The organism is Flavobacterium sp. JLP, from assembly GCF_015350755.1.
GTDB lineage: Bacteria > Bacteroidota > Bacteroidia > Flavobacteriales > Flavobacteriaceae > Flavobacterium.
The window spans coordinates 143,382-165,827 of record NZ_JADKPS010000002.1 but is presented as its reverse complement, the minus strand read 5'-3'; the positions used below and the strand labels follow the sequence as shown (position 1 = coordinate 165,827).

Annotated in this window: 2 protein-coding genes; both read left to right on the top strand. The window is 36.6% G+C overall.

Annotated elements, in window-relative coordinates; translation table 11 throughout:
- Complete coding sequence (locus tag IRZ83_RS06135) at positions 1–4,629, top strand: type IX secretion system membrane protein PorP/SprF (protein WP_194567541.1); 4,629 nt, start codon at positions 1–3, stop codon at positions 4,627–4,629.
- A 142-nt stretch (positions 4,630–4,771) separates the two neighbouring features.
- On the top strand, positions 4,772–22,444 hold the full coding sequence (locus tag IRZ83_RS06130) for a T9SS type B sorting domain-containing protein (RefSeq protein WP_194567539.1): 17,673 nt from the start codon (positions 4,772–4,774) through the stop codon (positions 22,442–22,444).
- Positions 22,445–22,446: the final 2 nt, after the last annotated feature.

Genomic DNA, 22,446 nt, shown 5'->3' with positions numbered 1-22,446 from the left:
ATGAAGAAAATCCTACTATTCATAACTTTATTTTACGGTTTTTCAAATGTACTCTATTCACAGGATGCTCCTGAGAATGGAGTTGTTTCGTTTTCCATACCTATCAGAAATTCTTTAAAGTTTAATAGATATTTAATTAATCCAACATTCAGTTTTGTTCGCGAAACAAATGCGTATGTTAGTTTTTATAATAAAAGACAATGGGTACAATTTGAAGATGCTCCAAATACTTATTTGTTTAATTACTCAGGACGTTTTAGAGAAAATGAAGCATTTGCTTTTGGCTTATTTCAGCAAAATTATGGTTTAATGACCGTTTTTGGCGGAGTAGCGAATTTTGCACACAACATTGTTTTAGAACAGGACAGTAATTTAACTTTTGGTTTAAATGTTGGGGCTTATCAAAGTGGCTTAAACAAAGGGAAAATAATATCAGAGGATGACACCGTTTTAACTGGTGATTATCCATCCAATACAATTCTTACTGTAAATCCAGGTATTAATTACGGGACAGCTTTTCTTGATTTCGGATTAGCAGTAAACAATTTAGTACTTTATAATTTTGGTTCTGGAATGGTTAAAGACGATCCAGAGAGAGCTATTCAACTGCATGCAATGTACACCGGATATATTGATAGTTATGGCTTTTTTGACAGAAGTAAATTTTCTGGAATTGTAAGAACAGAACTTAAAAAAGATAAAACAGTACTTTCAGGTCTGGCGATGATCGCAATTCCGCAAGGAGTTTGGGCTCAAGCTGGCTATAATACATTATACGGAGTTTCTGCAGGATTGGGAGTAAATATTTCTCCTAGCATTGCTATAGAATACAACTACGAAAGAGGAATGGGCAACTTTTCTAATTTAGGTGGTTCTCATGAATTTGCAATTGCCTACAAATTCAAAAGCAAAAATTACTATTACGGTGATGATGAAGAAGGTTCGCTTATTGATCCTGCTAAGTCAAAACCAGTAATGGCTAAAAAGTCAACTACACCGGTAACTCGAGTAGATACTGCTGAAAAAGCAAGACTTGCAGCCGAAGCAAAAGCGAAAGCTGACGCAGAAGCCCAACAAGTGAGATTAGCTGCTGCAGAAAAAGCAAAGGCTGACGCCGAAGCCGCAAAAGCAAAATTACTAGCAGACAATAAAGCGAAAGTAGACGCTGCCGAAGCACAAAAACTAAAATTAGCTGCCGAAGCTAAAGCTAAAGCAGATGCTGCTGCTGCTGCGAGAGCCCAAACAGCAACTGCAAACAAAGCAGTTTCGACAGAACAAAAAACACAAGCCCAATTGGCTGCAGATAAAGCTAGAGCTGATGCTGAAGCACGCAGAATAAAATTAGCTGCAGATAATAAAGCTAGAGTAGATGCTGCTGCTGCTGCAAGAGCACAAGCATTAACTGCAAGCAAGACAGCAACAGGAGAACAAAAAACTGCAGCACAGTTAGCGGCAGACAAATCAAAAGCTGATGCTGAAGCACTAAGAATAAAACTTGCTGCAGATAAGTCAAAAGCTGATGCTGAAGCTGCAAAAGCGAAAGCGGCAGCTGCTAAGCCAGAACCACAAAAAACTGCAGCACAATTAGCGGCAGACAAATCAAAAGCTGATGCTGAAGCATTAAAATTAAAATTAGCTGCAGATGCTAAAGCGAAAGCCGACGCTGAAAATGCTGCTAAAGCAAAAGCGGCAAGCGAGCCTGCAACGGCACAAAAAACACAAGCAGAGTTAACAGCTGAAAAAGCAAAAGCTGATGCAGAAGCATTAAAAGTTAAACTTGCTGCTGATGCAAAAGCAAAAGCCGATGCTGCTGAAGCGAAGAGAAAAGCCGATGCAAAAGCGAAAGCCGAAGCTGCTGATTTACAATCAATTTTAGCTGCTGATGCAAAAGCAAAAGCAGACTCAGATGCTTATCAGGCAAAACTGGCCGCTGACGCAAAAGCAAAAGCTGCTGCAGACTCAAAAACTAAAGCAAATATCGACGCCGCAAATAAGGCAAAATTAGCCGCTGACGCGAAAGCAAAAACAGCAGAGGAAGCAGCCTTAAAAGAAAAATTAGCTGCTGATGCAAAAGCGAAAGCGGATGCAGAAGCAAGACAAGCATTAATTGCAGCTGAAGCAAAAGCAAAAGCAGATGCAGAAGCATTGAAAATAAAACTAGCTGCAGATGCAAAAGCGAAAGCTGATGCAGAAGCACTACAAGCGAAACAAGCTGCTGAAGCAAAAGTTAAAGCCGAAGCAGATGCAGTACAAGCTAAACTTGCTGCCGACGCAAAAGCGAAAGCCGATGCAGAAGCGTTGCAAGCAAAATTAGCTGCAGATGCAAAAGCGAAAGCTGATGCAGAAGCATTACAAGCAAAACAAGCCGCTGAAGCAAAAGTTAAAGCCGAAGCAGATGCAGTACAAGCTAAACTTGCCGCAGACGCGAAAGCAAAAGCTGACATGGAAGCATTACAAGCAAAATTAATTGCTGATGCAAGAGTAAAAGCAGATGCAGAAGCAACAGCGAAATTAAAAGCTGAAGCAGAAGCAAAACAATTAGAAGAGGCTGAACAAGCACGTCAAGCAAAATTAACTGCAGATGCAAAAGCAAAAGCTGATGCAGAAGCGCTTAAAGCGAAACAAGCTGCTGAAGCAAAAGTAAAAGCTGATGCAGAAGCGCAACAAGCAAAATTAGCTGCAGATGCAAAAGCGAAAGCAGATGCAGAAGCATTGCAAGCTAAATTAGTAGCAGACGCAAAAGCAAAAGCAGATGCAGAAGCGCTTCAAGCAAAACAAGCTGCTGAAGCAAAAGTAAAAGCGGATGAGGAAGCGCGTGTAGCTAAATTAGCTGCAGATGCAAAAGCGAAAGCTGACGCAGAAGCATTACAAGCGAAACTTGCAGCAGATGCAAAAGCAAAAGCGGATGCAGAAGCACTTCAAGCAAAACAAGCAGCTGAAGCAAAATTAGCAGCAGATGCTAAGGCGAAAGCAGATGCAGAAGCATTACAAGCGAAACTTGCAGCAGATGCAAAGGCAAAAGCAGATGCAGAGGCGCAACAAGCAAAATTAGCTGCAGATGCAAAAGCAAAAGCCGATATGGAAGCATTACAAGCAAAATTACTTGCTGATGCAAAAGTAAAAGCGGATGCAGAAGCAACTGAAAGAATGAAAGCAGAAGCAGAGGCAAAACAATTACAAGCAGCTGAAGAAGCCCGCTTGGCTAAGTTAGCTGCTGATGAAAAAGCAAAAGCAGATGCAGAAGCAAAACAAGCTAAACTTGCGGCTGATGCTAAAGCAAAAGCTGACGCAGATGCTCTTAAAGCAAAACTTGCTGCAGATGCAAAAGCGAAAGCAGATGCAGAAGCACTTCAGGCAAAACAAGCTGCTGACGCTAAAGCAAAAGCTGCTGAAGAAGCTCGTCAAGCAAAATTAGATGCTGACGCCAAAGCAAAAGCCGATGCAGAAGCACTTAAAGCTAAACTTGCTGCCGATGCGAAAGCAAAAGCTGACGCAATAGCATTACAGGCAAAATTACTTGCTGACGCCAAAGCAAAAGCCGATGCTGATGCACTTCAAGCGAAACAAGCTGTAGAACAAAAAGCAAAAGCTGACGAGGAAGCGCGTTTGGCAAAATTAGCAGCAGATGCTAAAGCGAAAGCAGATGCAGAAGCTCTACAAGCAAGACTTGCTGAAGAAGCAGAATTGAAAGCGAAATTAGAGGCCGATGCAAAAGCGAAAGCAGATGCAGATGCAGCTGCAAAATTAGCGGCAACTCCAAAAGATGATTCAGCAAAAGAAATTGAGGCCTTGTCTAAAGCTATAGAAGCCGCTATTAAAACACAAAAAGAGTTGTATTCACAGTTTACGGCAACAGTAGCAAATAAACAAAAGGACTTAGATGACTTGAGAGAAGAGAATGATTTAAGTGAAAAAGGAATCTACAGAGAGCCTAAACCATTTAAAAGTGTTGCAGCAGAAAACAGTCAGTTAGAAGCTTTCAAATTACAGCTTGCTGAGGCAAATAAAAATTCAAAAGACGAGCTTAATAAGCTGACAAATTTATATAACGAAAGACTTAAAAAAGTACCAAATAAAAATGATGCTTTAAACAAGGCTTACCTAGAGAAAATTAATGAACTGAAAGCGGCTCAATTAAAAATGGAGCAGGACAGTGCAGATTTATTAGCGAATTTAGAGCGTATTAAAGCTGAAACTGAAATAGAGAAAAAACGTAGAATTAAACGTGCGGCTTATGAAAATGATCAAGGTAGATATGCACAGGATCTCGCAGCGCTTAAACGTATAAAAGAAACTACCAAAGTAAGCAACACGCCATTAACAGCAAGTGATTTTGATTTTGGTGAAGACCAATCGAATATGCAGATTATCAAGAATATTAAAAATTCTGAAAGTGGTTATTATATGATTATTGCTGTTCACAGCAGTGTTGAAAAAAGAGATCAATTCCTGACTCAGGCTGTTGCAGCAGGACGTTCAGATATTAATTTCTTTTATAATGTAACAACAAGTAAATATTATATCTATTACGAAAAGTTTGATGGTTTACCAGAAGCAACTAAAGCATTAGAAGCAAAAGGAAACAAGCCATACAACGGGAAAATGGCTATCGTAAAAGTGGAGAATTAATAGATTATTGTAGAATATAAATAGGAATGATAACTTCTTTTTTAAGAAGGATATATTAAAAATTAAGAATAAATAAGATTACATATTGTTTTTTTGAATGCCCCTTCAAGGGAACAGTTAGTTAAACTGAAACCATAATATTATGAAAAAACCTACTACTTTAAAATCAGTTTTAGTTGTATTGCTTTTTATACAAAGTTTTATTGCTTTCTCGCAAAAGGATTTCTCTGTTCGTTACGATACGAGCTTAAAAGGAGACATGCTCTTGATTGGTAATAACATTTTGAATAGAGATGCAAACAAAACAGGTGAGCGCCCTAACAATGCTTTTGACGCGACTGATAAAAACAACAATGATCTCAATATGCAATATATTGATGTTGATGGAGACAATGGTACATTCAGTTCAAGTACAGCTAATTTGGCGATACCAACTGCAAGTGCAGAATGTTATAAAATTGTTTACGCAGGTTTGTACTGGACTGGTATCTTAAGCAAAGCTTCTATTGACGATGGTACCACGATTCGTGCTAATATTGGAAATGTAAAATTTAAGCTTCCTGGTGAGACAGCCTATAGACCTATTGTAGGAGAAAAAGTTTATGATTATTATCCAGATACTGCAAATGGTGATCAAATTATTTATGCTTACTATTATAATGTAACAACTTTATTACAAGGATTAACAAACCCTCAAGGTACTTATACTGTTGCCGATGTTATATCTGCAAGAGGTACAATTAATGGAGGTTTTGCTGCAGGATGGTCGCTATTTGTTATTTATGAAGATCCTAAAGCTACTGCAAAATATATTACATCATTTGATGGTTTTAGATTTATTAAGGCAAATAGCCCAGATGTAACTTATGATATTTCAGGTTTTAAAACAATTCCAACAGGAGACGTAAATGCAAAACTTGCTTTTGCAGCTAATGAAGGAGATAGAAATACTACGGGAGACCGTTATTCTATAAATGGTACAGATATTTTTACTAATGAAAGACCAGTAGACAATTTTTTTAACAGTACAATCAATAACATAGATGGTCCTTTTACGGATCGAAATCCAAAAAGTGTTAACACTTTAGGATATGACTCCGGAATTATTAAATTAAATAATGCAAATAATTCTGTTATTAAAAATGGAGATACTAAAGCAACTTTAAAGTTAAGGACCAGCGGTGACGGTTACGGACTCTTTTTTAATGCCTTTAATGTTGAAATTATTGAGCCTAAAATTGTTTTAACAAAAATTGTACAAGATGCACAAGGAAATAATATTGGTGGACAAAATGTAACTTTAGGACAACTTTTAAATTATAAAATTGGTTTTAGAAATTCAGGTAATGATGATGCAACGTCATTTACAATTCGAGATCAATTGCCTATCAATGTAATTTTTAATTATCCAGCAGATTTACTTCCTTTACCTACTGGTGTAAGCGTTAAATCTTGGAATCCAGCTACTAGAAGTATTGTTTTTGAAGTTGATAATTCATTAGTTAAAAAAGGTGGAATTACTGAAACAACTATTGGTTTTAAAGTTCAAGTAATTCCTGACTGTACAATGCTGGATGAAGCTTGTTCTAACAGTATTGACAACTCGGCATATGCAACTTATAAAGGTACCCAAAATACAACTTTTGTAATTTCTGATGACCCGAGTGTGAACACTAATACAGGTTGTCTTTTAATACCAAAAGCGACTAACTTTTTGGTTAACGTTGCGGGTTGTGAATATAAAAGAACAGCAACGTTGTGTACAGATAGTGTAAACTTGGTTGCTGCAGATGGATATTCTACTTATACTTGGTATAGCGATGCCGCTATGAAAAACCAAATTGGAACAGGACAAACTTTTGCGGTAAAAAACCCAGGAGTTTATTATGTTTACAATCTTGCGCCAGCGCCATGTAGATCTATTTCGGAGTCATTTACTGTAACCAGATTTGGAGCTACAGCAGACAACCCAGTACTTGCTTTTGCAGATCAAATTGTTACTTGTCCTAATGACGGAAAGAAGCTCCCAAATATTTTCTTATGTGGGGCTAATGCTTTTAAAGACATTAAAACAGGTATCAGCGATAGCAATAATATTGTTTGGGAAAGATTAAACACTGCCAGCTGTGCGGCAACAACAAACGAAAATTGTGCTAACGAAGGAACTGCTTGTCAGTGGCTTCCGGCGGGCACTGGTCCAGATTATAAGGCAAGTATAGCAGGACAATATCGTTTGACGATTAATTATGCTGGAAGCTGTTTTAGCCGTTTTTATTTTAATGTCTATACAAATTCATTAGACCCAACAGCGAAAGTTGTAGATATTCTTTGCGGAAAAGCAGGAAGTATTACAATAGAAGGTGTTCCTGCTGGATATGAATATGCTATAAGAACAGATCCAAATGGAGCTTATGGAGCTTGGCAAAATAGTAATGTTTTCCCTATTGCTGCAAATGCTGCTAATTCTTATAGTGTTAATATTAGACAAAAAGGAGTTACAACAAATCCATGTATTTTTAATGTACCTAATATTTTAGTTAGAAGTTTAGATTTAGTTGTAAATACTGAAATTACACAACCAGTTTGTTACGGTGAAACAGGAAGTATTAAAATTGGAGCTCAAAATTTAGATCAATATTACTATTATCTTTACAACAGCAGCAATACATTATTACAAACTGTAGGACCAGTATCAACTCCTAATCAGACTTTTGCATCTTTAACACCAGGAGTTACCTATTATGTTAGAATTACGAGTTCTGCCCTTACTGGATCTCCGACTCCACCAGCTCCTTCTTGTAATGTAAAGACAGCAAATATTAAAATTAACACAGTCACAAGTCAAACGAAAGTAGTTGCTAGTATAAGCGAACCTTTAACAGCTTGTAACCCAGGAAAAATTTTATTAACTGGATCAGGAGGTACTGCTCCATATACGTATTTCGTAAATGGATCACCTACTTATATTAATACAAATCCGTTCGAATATACTGCTGGAGGAACGTATAATATTGAAATGGTAGACAGTAAAGGCTGTAAAGCAACGACTTCTATCACTGTTACAGATGCTCCAAAACCAACTTATGACATAAAAAGTACAAACAGTACATGTTATGGAGGCACTTCTTCAATATCAATAGAGAACGTTGTTGCAAATGGATATACTATGGGATATAGTATAAATGATGGCGGTTCTTATTCTACAAATCCTTTATTTTCTAATTTATCACCTGGTGATTATAAAGTTAAGGTTAGATACAGTATTACAACAAATGGAGTTAAAAAGGAATGTTTTGATGCTTCTCAAAGTATAAAAATCACAGGACCAACAGCAGCACTTACTGCTTCAGCAGGTGTTGGCGCATTAGCAGGCTGTACGCTTCCTGATGCAAATGGAGTAAATCAGGGTGGTTTATTACGAATTACTAATGTGCAAGGAGGAACTCCTGGTTATGAATATAGTTTTAATGGCGGTACTTCATGGCAGACAACAAATGAAAAAGATGTATTGCCAGGATCATACATTTTAAAAGTTAGAGATAAATTAGGTTGCGAATATACTATTCCTTATAATATTACTCTTGATCAAAAACCTGCCGATCCAACTATTATAGTTGAGGATCCTGTTTTTAGCTGTAACGGAACTGCAACAAGTAAAGTAACGGTTACAAATGGTACTTCTGCTAATTATACCTATGAATATTATTTAGACACCAAGCCAAATACACCTATTACAAATAATACATTTACCAATGTTCCTTCAGGGACGCATATTGTTTCTGTTAAATACAACGTAACAACAGCTACTACTTTTAGTAATTTACTAAAAGAAGATTTTGGCAGTGGTCAAAATACGACTACACCAGGAATTGCAGCAGCATATTGTTTTCATGATTTATCAGTAGTACCTTCTACTTGTTCGGATACAAGACTTACTTTAGAGGATAATCAATATGAAGTAACAAGCGCTATTATTCCTAATAACGGAAGCTGGTACCCGTTTAGAGACCATACTTCATTGGGCGCAAACCCAAATGGAAGATTTTTAGCAGTTAATATTGGTTCTGTGGCTGGTCCTTACGGAGTATTATACAGTAAACCAATTGTTGATGTTATTCCAAATCAACCAGTTAAAGTTGATTTATTTGTAGCGAATTTATTAAATGTAGGAGTAAGTGGAGCTGCACCAATTGTTAGATTTCAATTAGTTGATCCTTCTGGTAATGTAGTTGCTCAGGCAGATACAGGCAAAATTGCAGAAGCTACTACTGATCCTAACAGAGCAAAATGGGTAGCTATACCAACGTTTTCTTTGGATCCAGGAAATAATACGAACTTAACTTTTGTAGTTCGTTCAGGAAGTTTAGAGTATAATGGAAATGATTTATTAATAGATGATATTTCAGTTTATCAAGTTCCAAGATCATGTATTGCTCAAAAAGACTTTAAAGTTATTATTGATTCAAATAAAGCTTTTCAAGTCGACGAGCCAATTATTGATGATGTAAGCTGTAATGGTGTAACGCCTCCAGACGGAAAAATTACTCTTACTGTAAAGAATTTTACAGGCAGTTATCAATATTCAATCAATAATGGTTCGACATGGAGTACTGCAACAGTTTCGCCATTTACAATTTCTGGTTTAGGAGTTGGAACATATAATATAATTGTTAAAAGTGATACTGCTGGAACATGTTCAACTTCTTTTACAAAAACAATTAGCGCCCCAACAGCACTTACAATATCAGCTAGTGTAGTTACGCAACCAACTTGTACTACTGGAGCTTCTATAAAAGCGATTGCAGGAGGTGGTGTTCCAAATTATAAATACGAACTGCGTCTAACTAATGGAACTATTGTAGTACCATTTCAAGATAGTGATACATTTAATCTTGCTTTAAATCAAACAGGTAATTTTGTAGTTTTTATAAAAGATGCTGGTCCTTGTTCTTCTGGAGCTTCAAATACTGTTAACATTACTCCTGCAGTACCTCCAACAGCAACACTAGACTTAACGGCTTCAGATTTATGTTATGATTTAGCTAATAAGGCCACATTAGTAGTTAGCGTAAGCAACGGACTAGCACCGTTTTCTTATAGTTTGGATGGTCAAGCTGGTCAATCAGGCAATAGCTTTGTTGTTGGAACAGGTCTACATACTATTGTAGTAACCGATGCAAATGGTTGTACAGCAAATGTTACTGGAATTCCAACAATCGCAAACGAATTAACAGCAAGTGCAGATGTAACTAAGAAATTAGATTGTACGGCATCGCCAAATGCTCAAATTACAATTACGCCTCAAAACGGAACTCCTGGATATACTTATGAAGTATCTGTAAATGGTGGCGGTTATACTGCAATAGGATCAAATATTTATCCTACATCAGTAGCTGGAAGCTTTGTATTTAGAGTAACAGACTCAAAAGGATGTAAATTTGTAACACTGGCAGTTAAAGTAGATGCTAAGGTTGACCCTACTGCTTCAATAACTAGTCAAAACGATCCAAAATGTAACAATGGTACAGACGGACAATTTACAGTTTTAGCAGAAGGAGGAAATGGAGCACCATATACTTATAGTTTTAATGGCGGTGCTTTTGGTACCTCTGCAACTTATTCAGGTTTAAATGCTTTTGTAGGTGGCGTAAATACTAGAACTTATACGTATCAAGTTAAAGACAGCAAAGGCTGTATTTCTCCAACTTACAATGTTACATTAACGAACCCAACAAAAGTTGTTGCAAGTGCTATTTTTACACCAAATACAACTTGTAGCGCTACGACTTTAATTACAACTTCAGGCCAATATGGCTCTGGAGGTTATACATATAACTTTGGTGCAGGTAATACATCTTACAATAACACGAATACATTATTAGTTACAAATAAAAATGTTGCACAAACTATTACGTATTCAGTAAAAGATTCTAATGGTTGTATTGATACAAACACAATTGTTGTTCCTGCATACAATCCTCCAACAGGACTTACGGTTTCAACTCCTGCAGCAATTACATGTAATGCAACAACAACAAGTGTTACTGTAGCTGCAATTGCTGGTGTAGCACCGTTTACTTATGTAATTACTGCTGGTCCTGTCGTAAATACAACAGGAGCTTCAACAGGTACATTTAGCGGATTGACTGCTGGAACCTATGATTTTAAGGTAACAGATGCTAATGGATGTACGGCTGTTGGTTCTACCACAATTAATCCTGCTCCAACAATTTCAGTTGCGGGATCAAAAACAAACGAAAATTGTGTTGGTGCAAATGACGGTACAGCTACATTCAATATTACAGGAGCAAGCACTACAGGTAATTTTACTTATACTTTAAGCCCTGCCTCAGGAACAATTGTTCAAAGCGGAGATCAGGTAAAAGTAACCGGATTAGGTGCAGGTACTTATACTTTGACTGTTAAAGATAAAACTACAGGATGTACGTCTAATGCTGAGCAAGTTACTATTAATGCTGCAACAGCTATTACGTTCAATGTAAATGGAACAAAAATTAACTGTTCTACTACAGTTTCAACATTAACGATATCATCTTTATTGGGAGGATCACCTGGATATACTTATGCTTATGCACCTAGTCCATCTACGACACCAACTACAGCTTATGGAACTAATTTAAATGTTGATACTGCAACTTTAACAACAAACATCGATGTTTATGTAAAAGATACAAATGGCTGTTTTGTTAAGAAAACAGTGACTATTGCATCAGAAGCGGTACCAACAATTAACCCTATAGCGACACAATGTTATACAGGAACTCCAATAAATGTAACGATTACAGGAACATTTACAGGAGTTGCTACTTATAGTAAAGATGGTGTAAATTATGGCAGTTCGGCTAGTTTTAGCTTAACTCCTGGAACTTACCAATTATCTTTAAAAGATGGTTTTGGATGTCCAGCTTCTATTACTTATGTAGTAGCAGACCAATTAACAATTACTCCAACAATTGTTCCAGACGTTACTTGTACTCCAAATACAACAATTAGTTTAAGTTCTACAGGAGGGACAGGTACTAAAACTTACGCAGTTTCTATAAACGGCGGTGGTTACACAACGACTACTAGTCCTTATGTAGCAACTGCAACAGGTACTTATAAATTCAGAGTTACTGATTCGGCAACTCCATCTTGTTCTGCTGTAACTGCTGATATTCCGGTTACCATAAAAGCAACTACTTTAACAATAACGACAAGTAAAGTAGATGTAAAATGTAATGGTGATGCTACAGGAAGTATTTTAGTTACACCAACATCTGGTAAAGCACCTTATACTTATAGCATTACAAAAAGTACTGCACCATTTACAAATTATACCGTAAATAATCCTTCTGGATTAACTGCTGGTACGTACGATATTGTTGTTACAGATGCATTAGGCTGTACTTCAGCTGCTTCAACATCTGTTACGATTGGTGAGAATTCTGCTGTAACAGGTGTTGTTACTGCAGGAAAATTAACTTGTAATACAGCTAATACTCCAACTTCAACAACTATTTCGGTAGTAGCAGGTGGTGGTAAAGCAGGATATACTTATAGTTATAATAATGGTTCAACATTTATTTCAAATAGCAGTATATCAGTTAGTAATACTGGATCGTCTCAAAGTTTTACTATAATTGTTAAAGATGCAAACGGCTGTCTTTCTGTGCCAGAAACTGTAACTATTGCGCCACTAAACTCTCCTACAGATTTAGACTTTGGAACGCCAGCTGCAATAACATGTTTGGCTACTACAACAAATATTCAGTTAACAGCTACTAATGGTGTTGCGCCATTAAATTATACTATAGTTTCTGGACCAACAGTAAATACTAGTGGAGCAACTACTGGATTGTTTTCTGGTTTACTTCCAGGAGATTATTTGTTTAGAGTAACAGATAATAACGGTTGTTATTATTCAGAAAGTTATAAAATCAATAAAGTTACACCTATTGAGATTGCAGGCCAAGCTTTTGCTAATGCTCAATGTTTTGGAAGTAAAAGCGGAATAGCAAAATATACTATAACAAAATTTAGTGCTACCGGTAACTATTCGATAACAGTTACAAGTACTCCGGCTTCATTGCCATTTACTCAAACAGTTTCAGGAGATATTATTACATTATCAGATCTTGGAAAAGGAGTCTATAATGTAAAAGTTACTGATTTAACTACTGGTTGTAGTGCTGATAAAGATGTTACTATTACTGAACCAGCAGCAGCCTTATCGGCAATAGCTAAAGTTGTAAATGCTAATTGTAAAGTTGCCACTGCAGAAGTTACAATTACTGCATCAAATGGTACTCCGTCTTATAAATACTCATTTGTTCAGGATGGTGCTGGTATTGGTACATTGACACCATCACCTGTTGCCAATCTTAACCCTGCAACAAACTTAAATTGGGATGTGTATGTTGTAGACGCTAATGGTTGTCAGATTAAATTAGATGTTGCTATTGCTGCAGACGCTACACCATCAGTTACTGCTTCAGCAGCAGGTCAATGTTTAGGTAGTGGTACCTATACTATTACAGCAACGCCTGGGACAGGTTTAGTATTACCATTGACTTACAGTCTTAATGGTGGTTCATATCAACCAGGTAATACTTTTGATGTTACCGTTTCAGGATCTTATATTGTTACAATTAAAGACGGAAACGGATGTACTGCACCAAGTAATGCAGTAACTGTTTATGATAAAATCACAATATCATCTAAATTAGATAAAAATATTACTTGTCAGGTTGGAAATGAAGATGCTAAAATTACTTTAACTGCAACTGGTGGTAGAACAGCTTATACATACACAAGCAATCCTGCAACTGGAACTTTTGTTGGTAATGTATTTACAACTAATACTCCAGGTTCATATACATTTACGGTAACAGATGCAAATAGCTGTTCTGCAACAACAACAGATGCAATTGTTATAACTTTGCCAGTTAAACCATCAATTACTTCGGTAACTCAAACTCAAACAATTGGCTGTAGCGGACAAAGTACTGCAGCAATAAATGTTGTTTATGATGCTACGAAAGGTGTAAGTCCTTTTGTAATAAATGTTAAGCAATATTTAGATCTAGCACATACTACTTTGGTTAAAGATTTTGGTACTCAAACTTCAGGTTTGCCTGCAGGTTATTATGTAGTTACTTTAACAGATTCAAAACAGTGTTTTGACACTTTTAATATTAGAATCACTGAACCAGATCCTATTTTAATTTCTTTCACTCCAACATCTCTAAAATGTAATGGGTCTGGAATTACACAAGGAACAATTACGATTAACTCTGTAAGTGGAGGAACACCAACTTATACTTATTATGTTACTGGAATTAATAACTACAACAAATCTCTTCCAGGACAAACTGGTGGTAGCGCAGTATTTGAAATTGTAGATTTTGGTCTATATCAAATTAGAGTTGAAGATCAAAATGGCTGTTCAGCTGTAATTCAAGATGTATTAATTGCTGCTCCACCAACCGAGCTTGGTATCGATGTTAACATTGTAGCAAGTTGTGCAGGAGGTTCTGCAACAGTTAAAATCCTGTCTGCTTTTACAGGAAATGGTCCATTCCATTTTAATATTTACAATGGAAGTAGTCAAACATGGAATATCCTTACTCCAGCAGTGAATTTAGCTAATGGATGGCTGGATGAAAATCCTGCGGGAAGTAAATCGACTGTATTTAGTGGACTTACTCCAGGTAAAACATATACTTTTATTGTATATGATGAAGATACAAAATGTTACTATTTCCAAACATCTACTGGACCAGTTCCAACTAATTCAACATTGCAAATTGACAGTTTTGTTCCTCAGAACATAAGTTGTACTGGTGCAAATGATGGAAATGTTAGTTTTGATATAAAGAGTTCATATGCGACTTCTGTAGATATTAGTTATGATATTATAAATGCATTTACTAATATTTCTACTGGAAATACTGGTACTCGAACAATTCCGGCAGGAGCTACTGTTATTATTAACCCAGCAGCGACTACAACTCCTTTGCCAGTTGGAACTTATTATGTTTTAGTAAGCGAAACATCTGGAAGTAATATAGGATGTGGTGTTTCATCAGCAAACTTTAATATAAAAGAATCACCAAAACTATTGTCAATTAGTGGCTCAGTTTCTAAAAATGCAAATTGTAATGCAAAATCTGGTGTAATCACTGTTGTTGCAAAAGACGGAACTGCTTTTGTTCCTGTACTTCCAGCAACTGGTCCAGCTTATTATAAATACATGTTATTATTGGCTACTGATCCAGCTCCAACAGCAACAGATTTAGGATGGGGCACTGATAATACATTCTTTGCAGATGCAGGAAGTTACATTGCATATGCATTGGATGCTTATGGATGTATTAAGCCATTTGCTATCACTTTAGATAAAGATGCTGATCCAGCAATCACGCCGCCGGCAAGTATTTGTTATGATGGTAATCCATTTACAATTACTGTTGCTGGTACTGTAGATCCTGCAATTATTGGAGGTGCTACATATAGTGTAAATGGAAGTGAGTTTACAACAAATCCAGCTTTTACATTTAATGCTGCAGGTACTTATAATTTAGTTATTAAAGATGGTAATGGTTGTACAGATGATGTTGACTATATTGTTTATCCTCAATTAAAACTAGAGACTAAAGTAACAAAAGAGCTAGATTGTTCAACAAGTCCAAATGCCGTAATTACATTAACAGCTCAAGGCGGAAATATAATTCCGACAGCAAATTATATTTACGAGTATTCAACAACTGGTTTGGCCGGTCCATGGACTACAATGACTACTAACCAATTGACTACTGGAGCCACAAACGTTACATATACTTTCAGATTAACTGATGGTAATAATGCAACTACTTGTCAGGTTACATCAGATATTAAATTAGACCCAATTCCACTTCCAACGATTACTCCGTCTAGTACAAACGTGACTTGTAATACTGGAACAGACGGAACTATTTCCGTATCTGTAACTGGAGGAGTTGGACCTTTTGAATATCAGTTGATGAAAGGAGCTACTATAATTACAGCATATTCAGGATCTAGTCAATTTACAGGCCTAGTTGCAGGGGTTGATTATCAGGTTTTTGTAAAAGATTCAAATTTATGTGAATATACAACACCAGCAATAATTATTACTGAACCACTTCTTTTAAATGCAATATCTTCAGTAACAGATTATGCTTGTGATCTTGCAACAAATGTTCAACAATCAGCAACAGTAATCGTTACTGTAGATAATACAACAGGAACAAAACCTTACCGTTATTTGTTCCCTGGATACACAGATTATTCTGATGACAACACATTTACTGTTAACGGAACTGTAGGAGGAACTATAGCTTATACAGTAAAAGATAGCAATGGCTGTCTATTTAACGGTTCTCAGGTTGTGCTTCCTTATCAAGCTTTAACAGCAATTGATTTTGTTGTTGTAACAGCGCCAGTTTGTCCAACAAACGTTGCGGATGTAAGAGTTGATATTACTGGTGGTTATACACCAATGGCGAAATACCAAATTATAGAACCAGTTGCTTTCGCTCAAGATAATGGAACTTCTAATCTTTTCACAGGATTAGCTCCAAATACTTATTTGTTTAAAGTTACTGATGATCATAACTGTTCTATTCAGGCTTATTATACAATTGATGCAGTAGTTCCAATTGAGATTGTTGCAGAAAAAACAAGCGACATTTCTTGTAATATATTAAACGGAACAAATAATAACGGCAATGCTAAATTTACTGTTACAGATTTTAGTGCTTCTGGTAATTATGCTGTTAATATAACAAGTTCTCCTGCTGGATTGCCTTATACAAATTCAACTAGTGGTGATGTAATCACATTAAGCGATTTAGTTGCCGGTACTTATACAGTTGAAGTTATAGATAATACAACTCATTGTATTAAAAGTGCTAGTTTAACTTTTGCAGAGCCTACACCGATAACATTTACTGCTCTATCAACAAAAGTATTTTGTTCTAAAGATATTTCTGAGATTACAGTAAGTTCAGAAAATGGTGGAGCAGGAGGATATTCATATGCCGTAGTAAAAGCGGGTGATCCAGCTCCAACAACTTTTGTGAATAACCCTGTTTTAAGCGTAGATACTAATTTAACAGATTTATCTTGGGATGTTTACGTAAAAGACGCAAAAGGTTGTGTTTCTCAATTGGTTAATGTACCAGTTATTTATAATGCAGCTCCAAATCTTACAGTACCACCTCAACAATGTTTTGTAGGTGCAGATATAGTAATAGATTTAGCTGATCCAGCTTTATCAACTACATATAACGGAGTAAAATCATTTACTGTAAATGGTTTACCAACTTTAGGCAGTGTAGCAACATTCACATCTGATGGAACTTATAGAATTGTTTTAACAGATGATAATGGATGTACTTCTTTTGTAGATTATATAATCCAAAAACAATTAATAGCTACAGCATCTGTAACTAAAGATCTATACTGCGCAGCTCCAATAAATGCAACAATTGATGTTGAGATTTCTAACGGTGTTGCGGGTTATACATATGAAACGTATTTTAATGGCGGATTAGTAGCCGGCGGACCAAATACAGTAACAGGAAATACTTTTACAGCTTCTGTAGCTGCAGCCGGAGATTATTATTTTGTAATTACAGATAGTAACACACCAGCTTGTTCTGTAACAACTAATACAGTTACAGTAGACCCAACAGTGATTCCAACACTTGCAGACTCTCACACTGATGTAAGCTGTTTTAATGGTAACGACGGAACTCTAACTGTTGAAGCAACAGGCGGACGTCTTCCTTACACGTACACACTTACAGGTACAGGTGCAAATAATACTGGAGATACAACAGGAAAATACACAGGCTTAACAGCAGGTACTTATACTGTTATAGCGACAGATGCTAAAAATTGTCCTTCAGCAGTAACTACAATTACAATCGGTCAACCGGTGTTGCTTACTGCGACTCATTCGATTCCTGTTAATACTACTTGTAGTGTTGCAACTGTAATTACAGTAACAGGTCACGATGGTACCCCAACAGGTGCAGGAGTAGGAGGATACTATTATAATTTTAATAATTTAGGTTATGATACAAATAACACATTTACAGTAAATGACAATACAGCTGTTCAAACTGTAACGTATACTGTAAAAGATGGCAATGGTTGTGAGACAGCTCCAGTAACTGTAACAATTAATCCATTAAACAAACCGAAAGATTTAACATTCACGCCTACAGCGATTACTTGTTTAACTGGAAACAGCAGCAATGTAACGGTTAAAGCAACAGACGGTGTTGGAATATTAACATTCACAATTACTGAATTTAACGGTGCGGCTCCTGCGGTGGCTTATCCTGCTCAAACGGTAGCCGATAATACTGTTTCAACAACTTTTAACGGATTGCCTTTTGGTGATTATAAGTTTAGAGTGACAGACAGTAACGGATGTACTTATGATGAATTGATGACCATTAAAGATGTTATTAGAATTACGGTAACAAATCCTTTAGTGTCGGATATGAGTTGTAATACAACAAATGACGGTAAAGTAACTTTTGAAGTTTCTGATTTTGCAGGTACTTATACTTATACAATAACTAAAGATGGCGCTCCTTTTGTAGCAGCAACTACTACATCTGCGAATTTAATTCCATTAACAAACTTAGCGTTTGGAACTTATGAAATTACTGCAACAGATGACATCACAACTTGTCCTACAACTTATTCAGCTGTAGTTAAACAACCAACTGTGGTAACGGTAACTGAAGTGAGCAACGTTAATGCTAATTGTAAAAGAGGTGCCGTTGTTACGGTTGCTGGAAATGGCGGAGCTCCGGATTATACCTACTCATTTGTAACTGCTGGAGCACCAGCTGGTGCTTTTGATGCGGCTGTTACAAGAGAACTTGATCCTTTAACTCCTGCATGGTATGTTTATGCTAAAGATCAAAACGGATGTATTTCTGCTCCTATAACAGTAAACATAACAACAGATCCATTGCCAGCCGGATTTACAGCAAATGTAACTTCGTACTGTGCTGATACAAATGGCAACTATGAAATTGTCGTGACTCCTGGTACAGGTATGTTCCCTTTCGAATACAGTATCGGAGGCGGATTCCAATCAGGTACATCATTCACAGTAAACGTGGCAAAAGCATACGATCTAGTAGTAAGAGATAAATTCGGTTGCGAATCTACATTCCCTGCTGCGATTAATATTCTACAGCCATTAGATTTAAAATATAATGTAGCAGCATTGCCAAGCTGTGCTGACTTTGACGGACGTGTTAGCGCTGAAGCAACTGGAGGTTCTGGTAATTATAGTTATACTATCGATGGTGTAACTACTCAGACTATCGCTCCAATAGAATTCACAGGCTTAAATGCAGGTCCACATGAAATTATAGTTACTGATGTAACTACAACTTGTACCGCTAAAGTAAACTTTACTTTAGGTGCAGCAACTCCTGTTACAGGATTCGATGCAATTGCAACTCCAGTTACTTGTAACGGTGGAAACAACGGTAAAATAGTTGCAAGTATAGCAGTACCAAGCGTAGGGGTTAATGACAATCCGGTATACATGTACAGTATAAACGGAGGAACTCCGCAAGCTAGTCCTGTATTTGAAGGATTAATTGCTGGTGATTATACTGTAGCAGTAATTTCTGCAAGAGGTTGTCAAGCTTCAAAAATTGTAAAAGTTAGTGAACCAGCTATTATAGATGTTCCAAATCCTGCAGTTGTTCAATACGGTTGTATTACAGAAAACAACAGCAATTTTGCAACGATTACAATCTCTGGTGTAACTGGCGGTTCAGGAACTTACACTAACTATGAGTTTATAAAAAATGGCGCTCGAGTTTATTATGGTCCTAAAAACGTTTACACTGAAATGGATTACTTAGGTGGTTCTTATACTGTAAATGTTTATGATAATAATGGTTGTATTGGTACTAATGCCGGAACATATGTTATTGCTCCGTACATTAGTTTAGATAAAGTAAATGTTACAGTTACGGCTCCTATTACTTGTCCTACAAACGAAAACATTAGTGTTGCAGTAGAGACAACAGGCGGAACTCCAGCAACATTAAATTATTCTATTGCTTACTCTTCTGGAGCTGCTGTTCCAGGAAATCCAGCTAATACAAACGGTATATTTACTAATTTGCCAATAGGAGAATACATTATAACGGTTGTAAATCCAGCTACTGGATGTACAATTCAAAAAATTCATAACGTATTTGATCCAAATACATTTACTATCAAAGCAGAAACTGTTAATGGTAAAATTTGTTTTGGAGCTAATGACGGAAGTGTTGATTTAACTTTTATTGATAACCAATTAGTTCCACAAGACGATGCTGGTATTTTTGATTATGTAATTACAGGTCCAGTACCAAGTTCTGGAACTTCATCTAATGCGGGTCCAGTTAGAATTTCTAACTTAACTGCTGGTGAATATAAAGTTGTTGCTACATTAAAAGGTATTCCTTATTGTTCAGTTGAAACTATATTCTCTATTGAACAGCCAAATGCAGTCTTAGCAGCTACATCATCAAAAGCAGACATTACTTGTATTACTGGTAATAATGATGGAGAAATCTCTGTAACTGCCACAGGCGGATGGGATACGACTTATGAATATCAATTAGTAAAAGGAACTAGTACTGTGATAGACTATTCTGCTCAAAATAACTTTACAGGTTTAGATGCAGGAGTGTATACAATCAATGTTAGAGATTTTAATGGCTGTACAGCTTCTACAACTCAAACATTAATAGTGCCGTTGCCAATTGTTGTAACAGCTAGTGCTAACGTAACTATGTTGCCATGTTTTGGTGATAAGTCTGGAGTTATAACTGTTGATCTTCCAACTGGCGGTCAAGGAAGTAATTATATGTATACATTAAATTATCTTTCTGTAGATCCAGTTGTAAATTCTGGTCCAGTACAATCACCAATTTTCAGTGGTTTAGGAGCAGGAAGATATAGTGTTACGGTTACAGACGGATTTACATGTGCAGCTACATCTGCTGAAATCGTAATCGACGAGCCAACAGTTGTATTAGCTAGTGTTGTAGAGTCAAGAGCACAAACTTGTCAGACGCTTACAGAGCTTACATTAAGTGCAGAGGGAGGAACAGGACCTTATACTTACAGTACTGACGGTACAACAGTATTAGGATCATTTACTTCATCTATTTCATTTGATGTTCCTGTTGGAGCTCATAAATATTTCGTGAAAGATGCTAATGGATGTACTAGTTTTGTTTCTAACACAATTGAAATCATTCCTTTAGTACCATTGACAATTAAACTTGATGTATCAAATGCAGTTGTAAAATGTACAGGCGAAGCAACAGGAGTTATTTCTGCTGATGCTGTTGGAGGATTAGGAAACTATGTTTACACACTTCTTAATGGTGCTGGAACTGCATTACTTCCTTCTCAAGATAACGGTAGATTCGAAAATCTTGTAATGGGTACCTATAGAGTAAAAGTTGACAGCGGTGATTGTAGTACTACTTCTGAAGTAATAACAATCAATGAACCAGCAACTCCTTTAACTGCTCAATTCTTCCCAACTAACGTTAGTTGTTTTGGAGAGAATAATGGTAAACTTGAAATCGTTGCTGCAGGCGGAACAGGTGTTATTAAATACGCACTTTCACCAGACTTAAATCAATTTGATACTAAGTTTACATTTGAAAAATTAGCTCCTGGTGATTATCAGGTAATTGTTCAAGATGAAAATGGATGTTTCGTATTACATGACTTTACGATCACGCAGCCAGAAGTTCTTAAAGCTAAAGAAGTTCCAAACTCAATGATTCCAGAGGTTTGTGTTGGAGATAAAGATGGAGCATTTAGTGTAGAAGTTACTGGAGGTACTGCTCCATACAGTGTAAGTCTTGATAATGAAACAGGAACTTATACACAAGGTGCAGCAGGTCAGACAATATTTGATTTTACGAATCTTACGGGTGGTAAACACATTGTATACTATAAAGATGCTGCAGGATGTTCAAACCTATTAGAGATTAATATGCCTCTGCCGGTTGTTTTAGATCCTAAAGCAGAAGTAAATTATGACTGTGTTGATAATCATGCTGCAAACAGTGTTACAATCACTGTTGATGCAAGTATTACAAATCTTGCCGAAGTTGATTACCAACTTGACGGAGCTGGAGCTTACCAACCAAGCAATATCTTTACAAATGTTGCTCCAGGTATTCACTACGTAACGGCAAGACATACGAACGGTTGTGAAGTACCAACTGCAAGTTTTGATATCATTGCTGTTGATCCATTAGCGATTGCATTATCAGCAGGACAACCTGAAATGAACGTAATTTCGGTTACAGGTTCAGGAGGATCTCCAGCATACGAATACAGTTTCAACGGAGAGCCGTTCAGTTCTTCTAATACATACAAAATCTACAAATCGGGAGATTATGTAGTAGTAGTAAGAGATCAAAACGGATGTACTGCGACAATCACTGTACCAATGGTTTATATTGATGTTTGTCTTGATAATTACTTTACTCCTAACGGAGACGGTGTTTACGATACATGGGGTCCTGGTTGTACTAATATTTACAACAACCTTGAATTCTCAATCTTCGACAGATACGGTCGTGTAATTGCTAAATATCACTATGGTCAAAAATGGGATGGTAGATATAACGGAGCAGAATTACCTTCAGGAGATTACTGGTATGTTCTTAAATTGAATGATGAAAAGGATAACAGAGAGTTTGTAGGACATTTCACTTTATACAGATAACA

Excerpts from the sequence above, each read along its gene's own strand:
- IRZ83_RS06130 (WP_194567539.1), top strand. The coding sequence starts at position 4,772 with ATGAAAAAACCTACTACTTTAAAATCAGTTTTAGTTGTATTGCTTTTT.
- IRZ83_RS06135 (WP_194567541.1), top strand. The coding sequence starts at position 1 with ATGAAGAAAATCCTACTATTCATAACTTTATTTTACGGTTTTTCAAAT.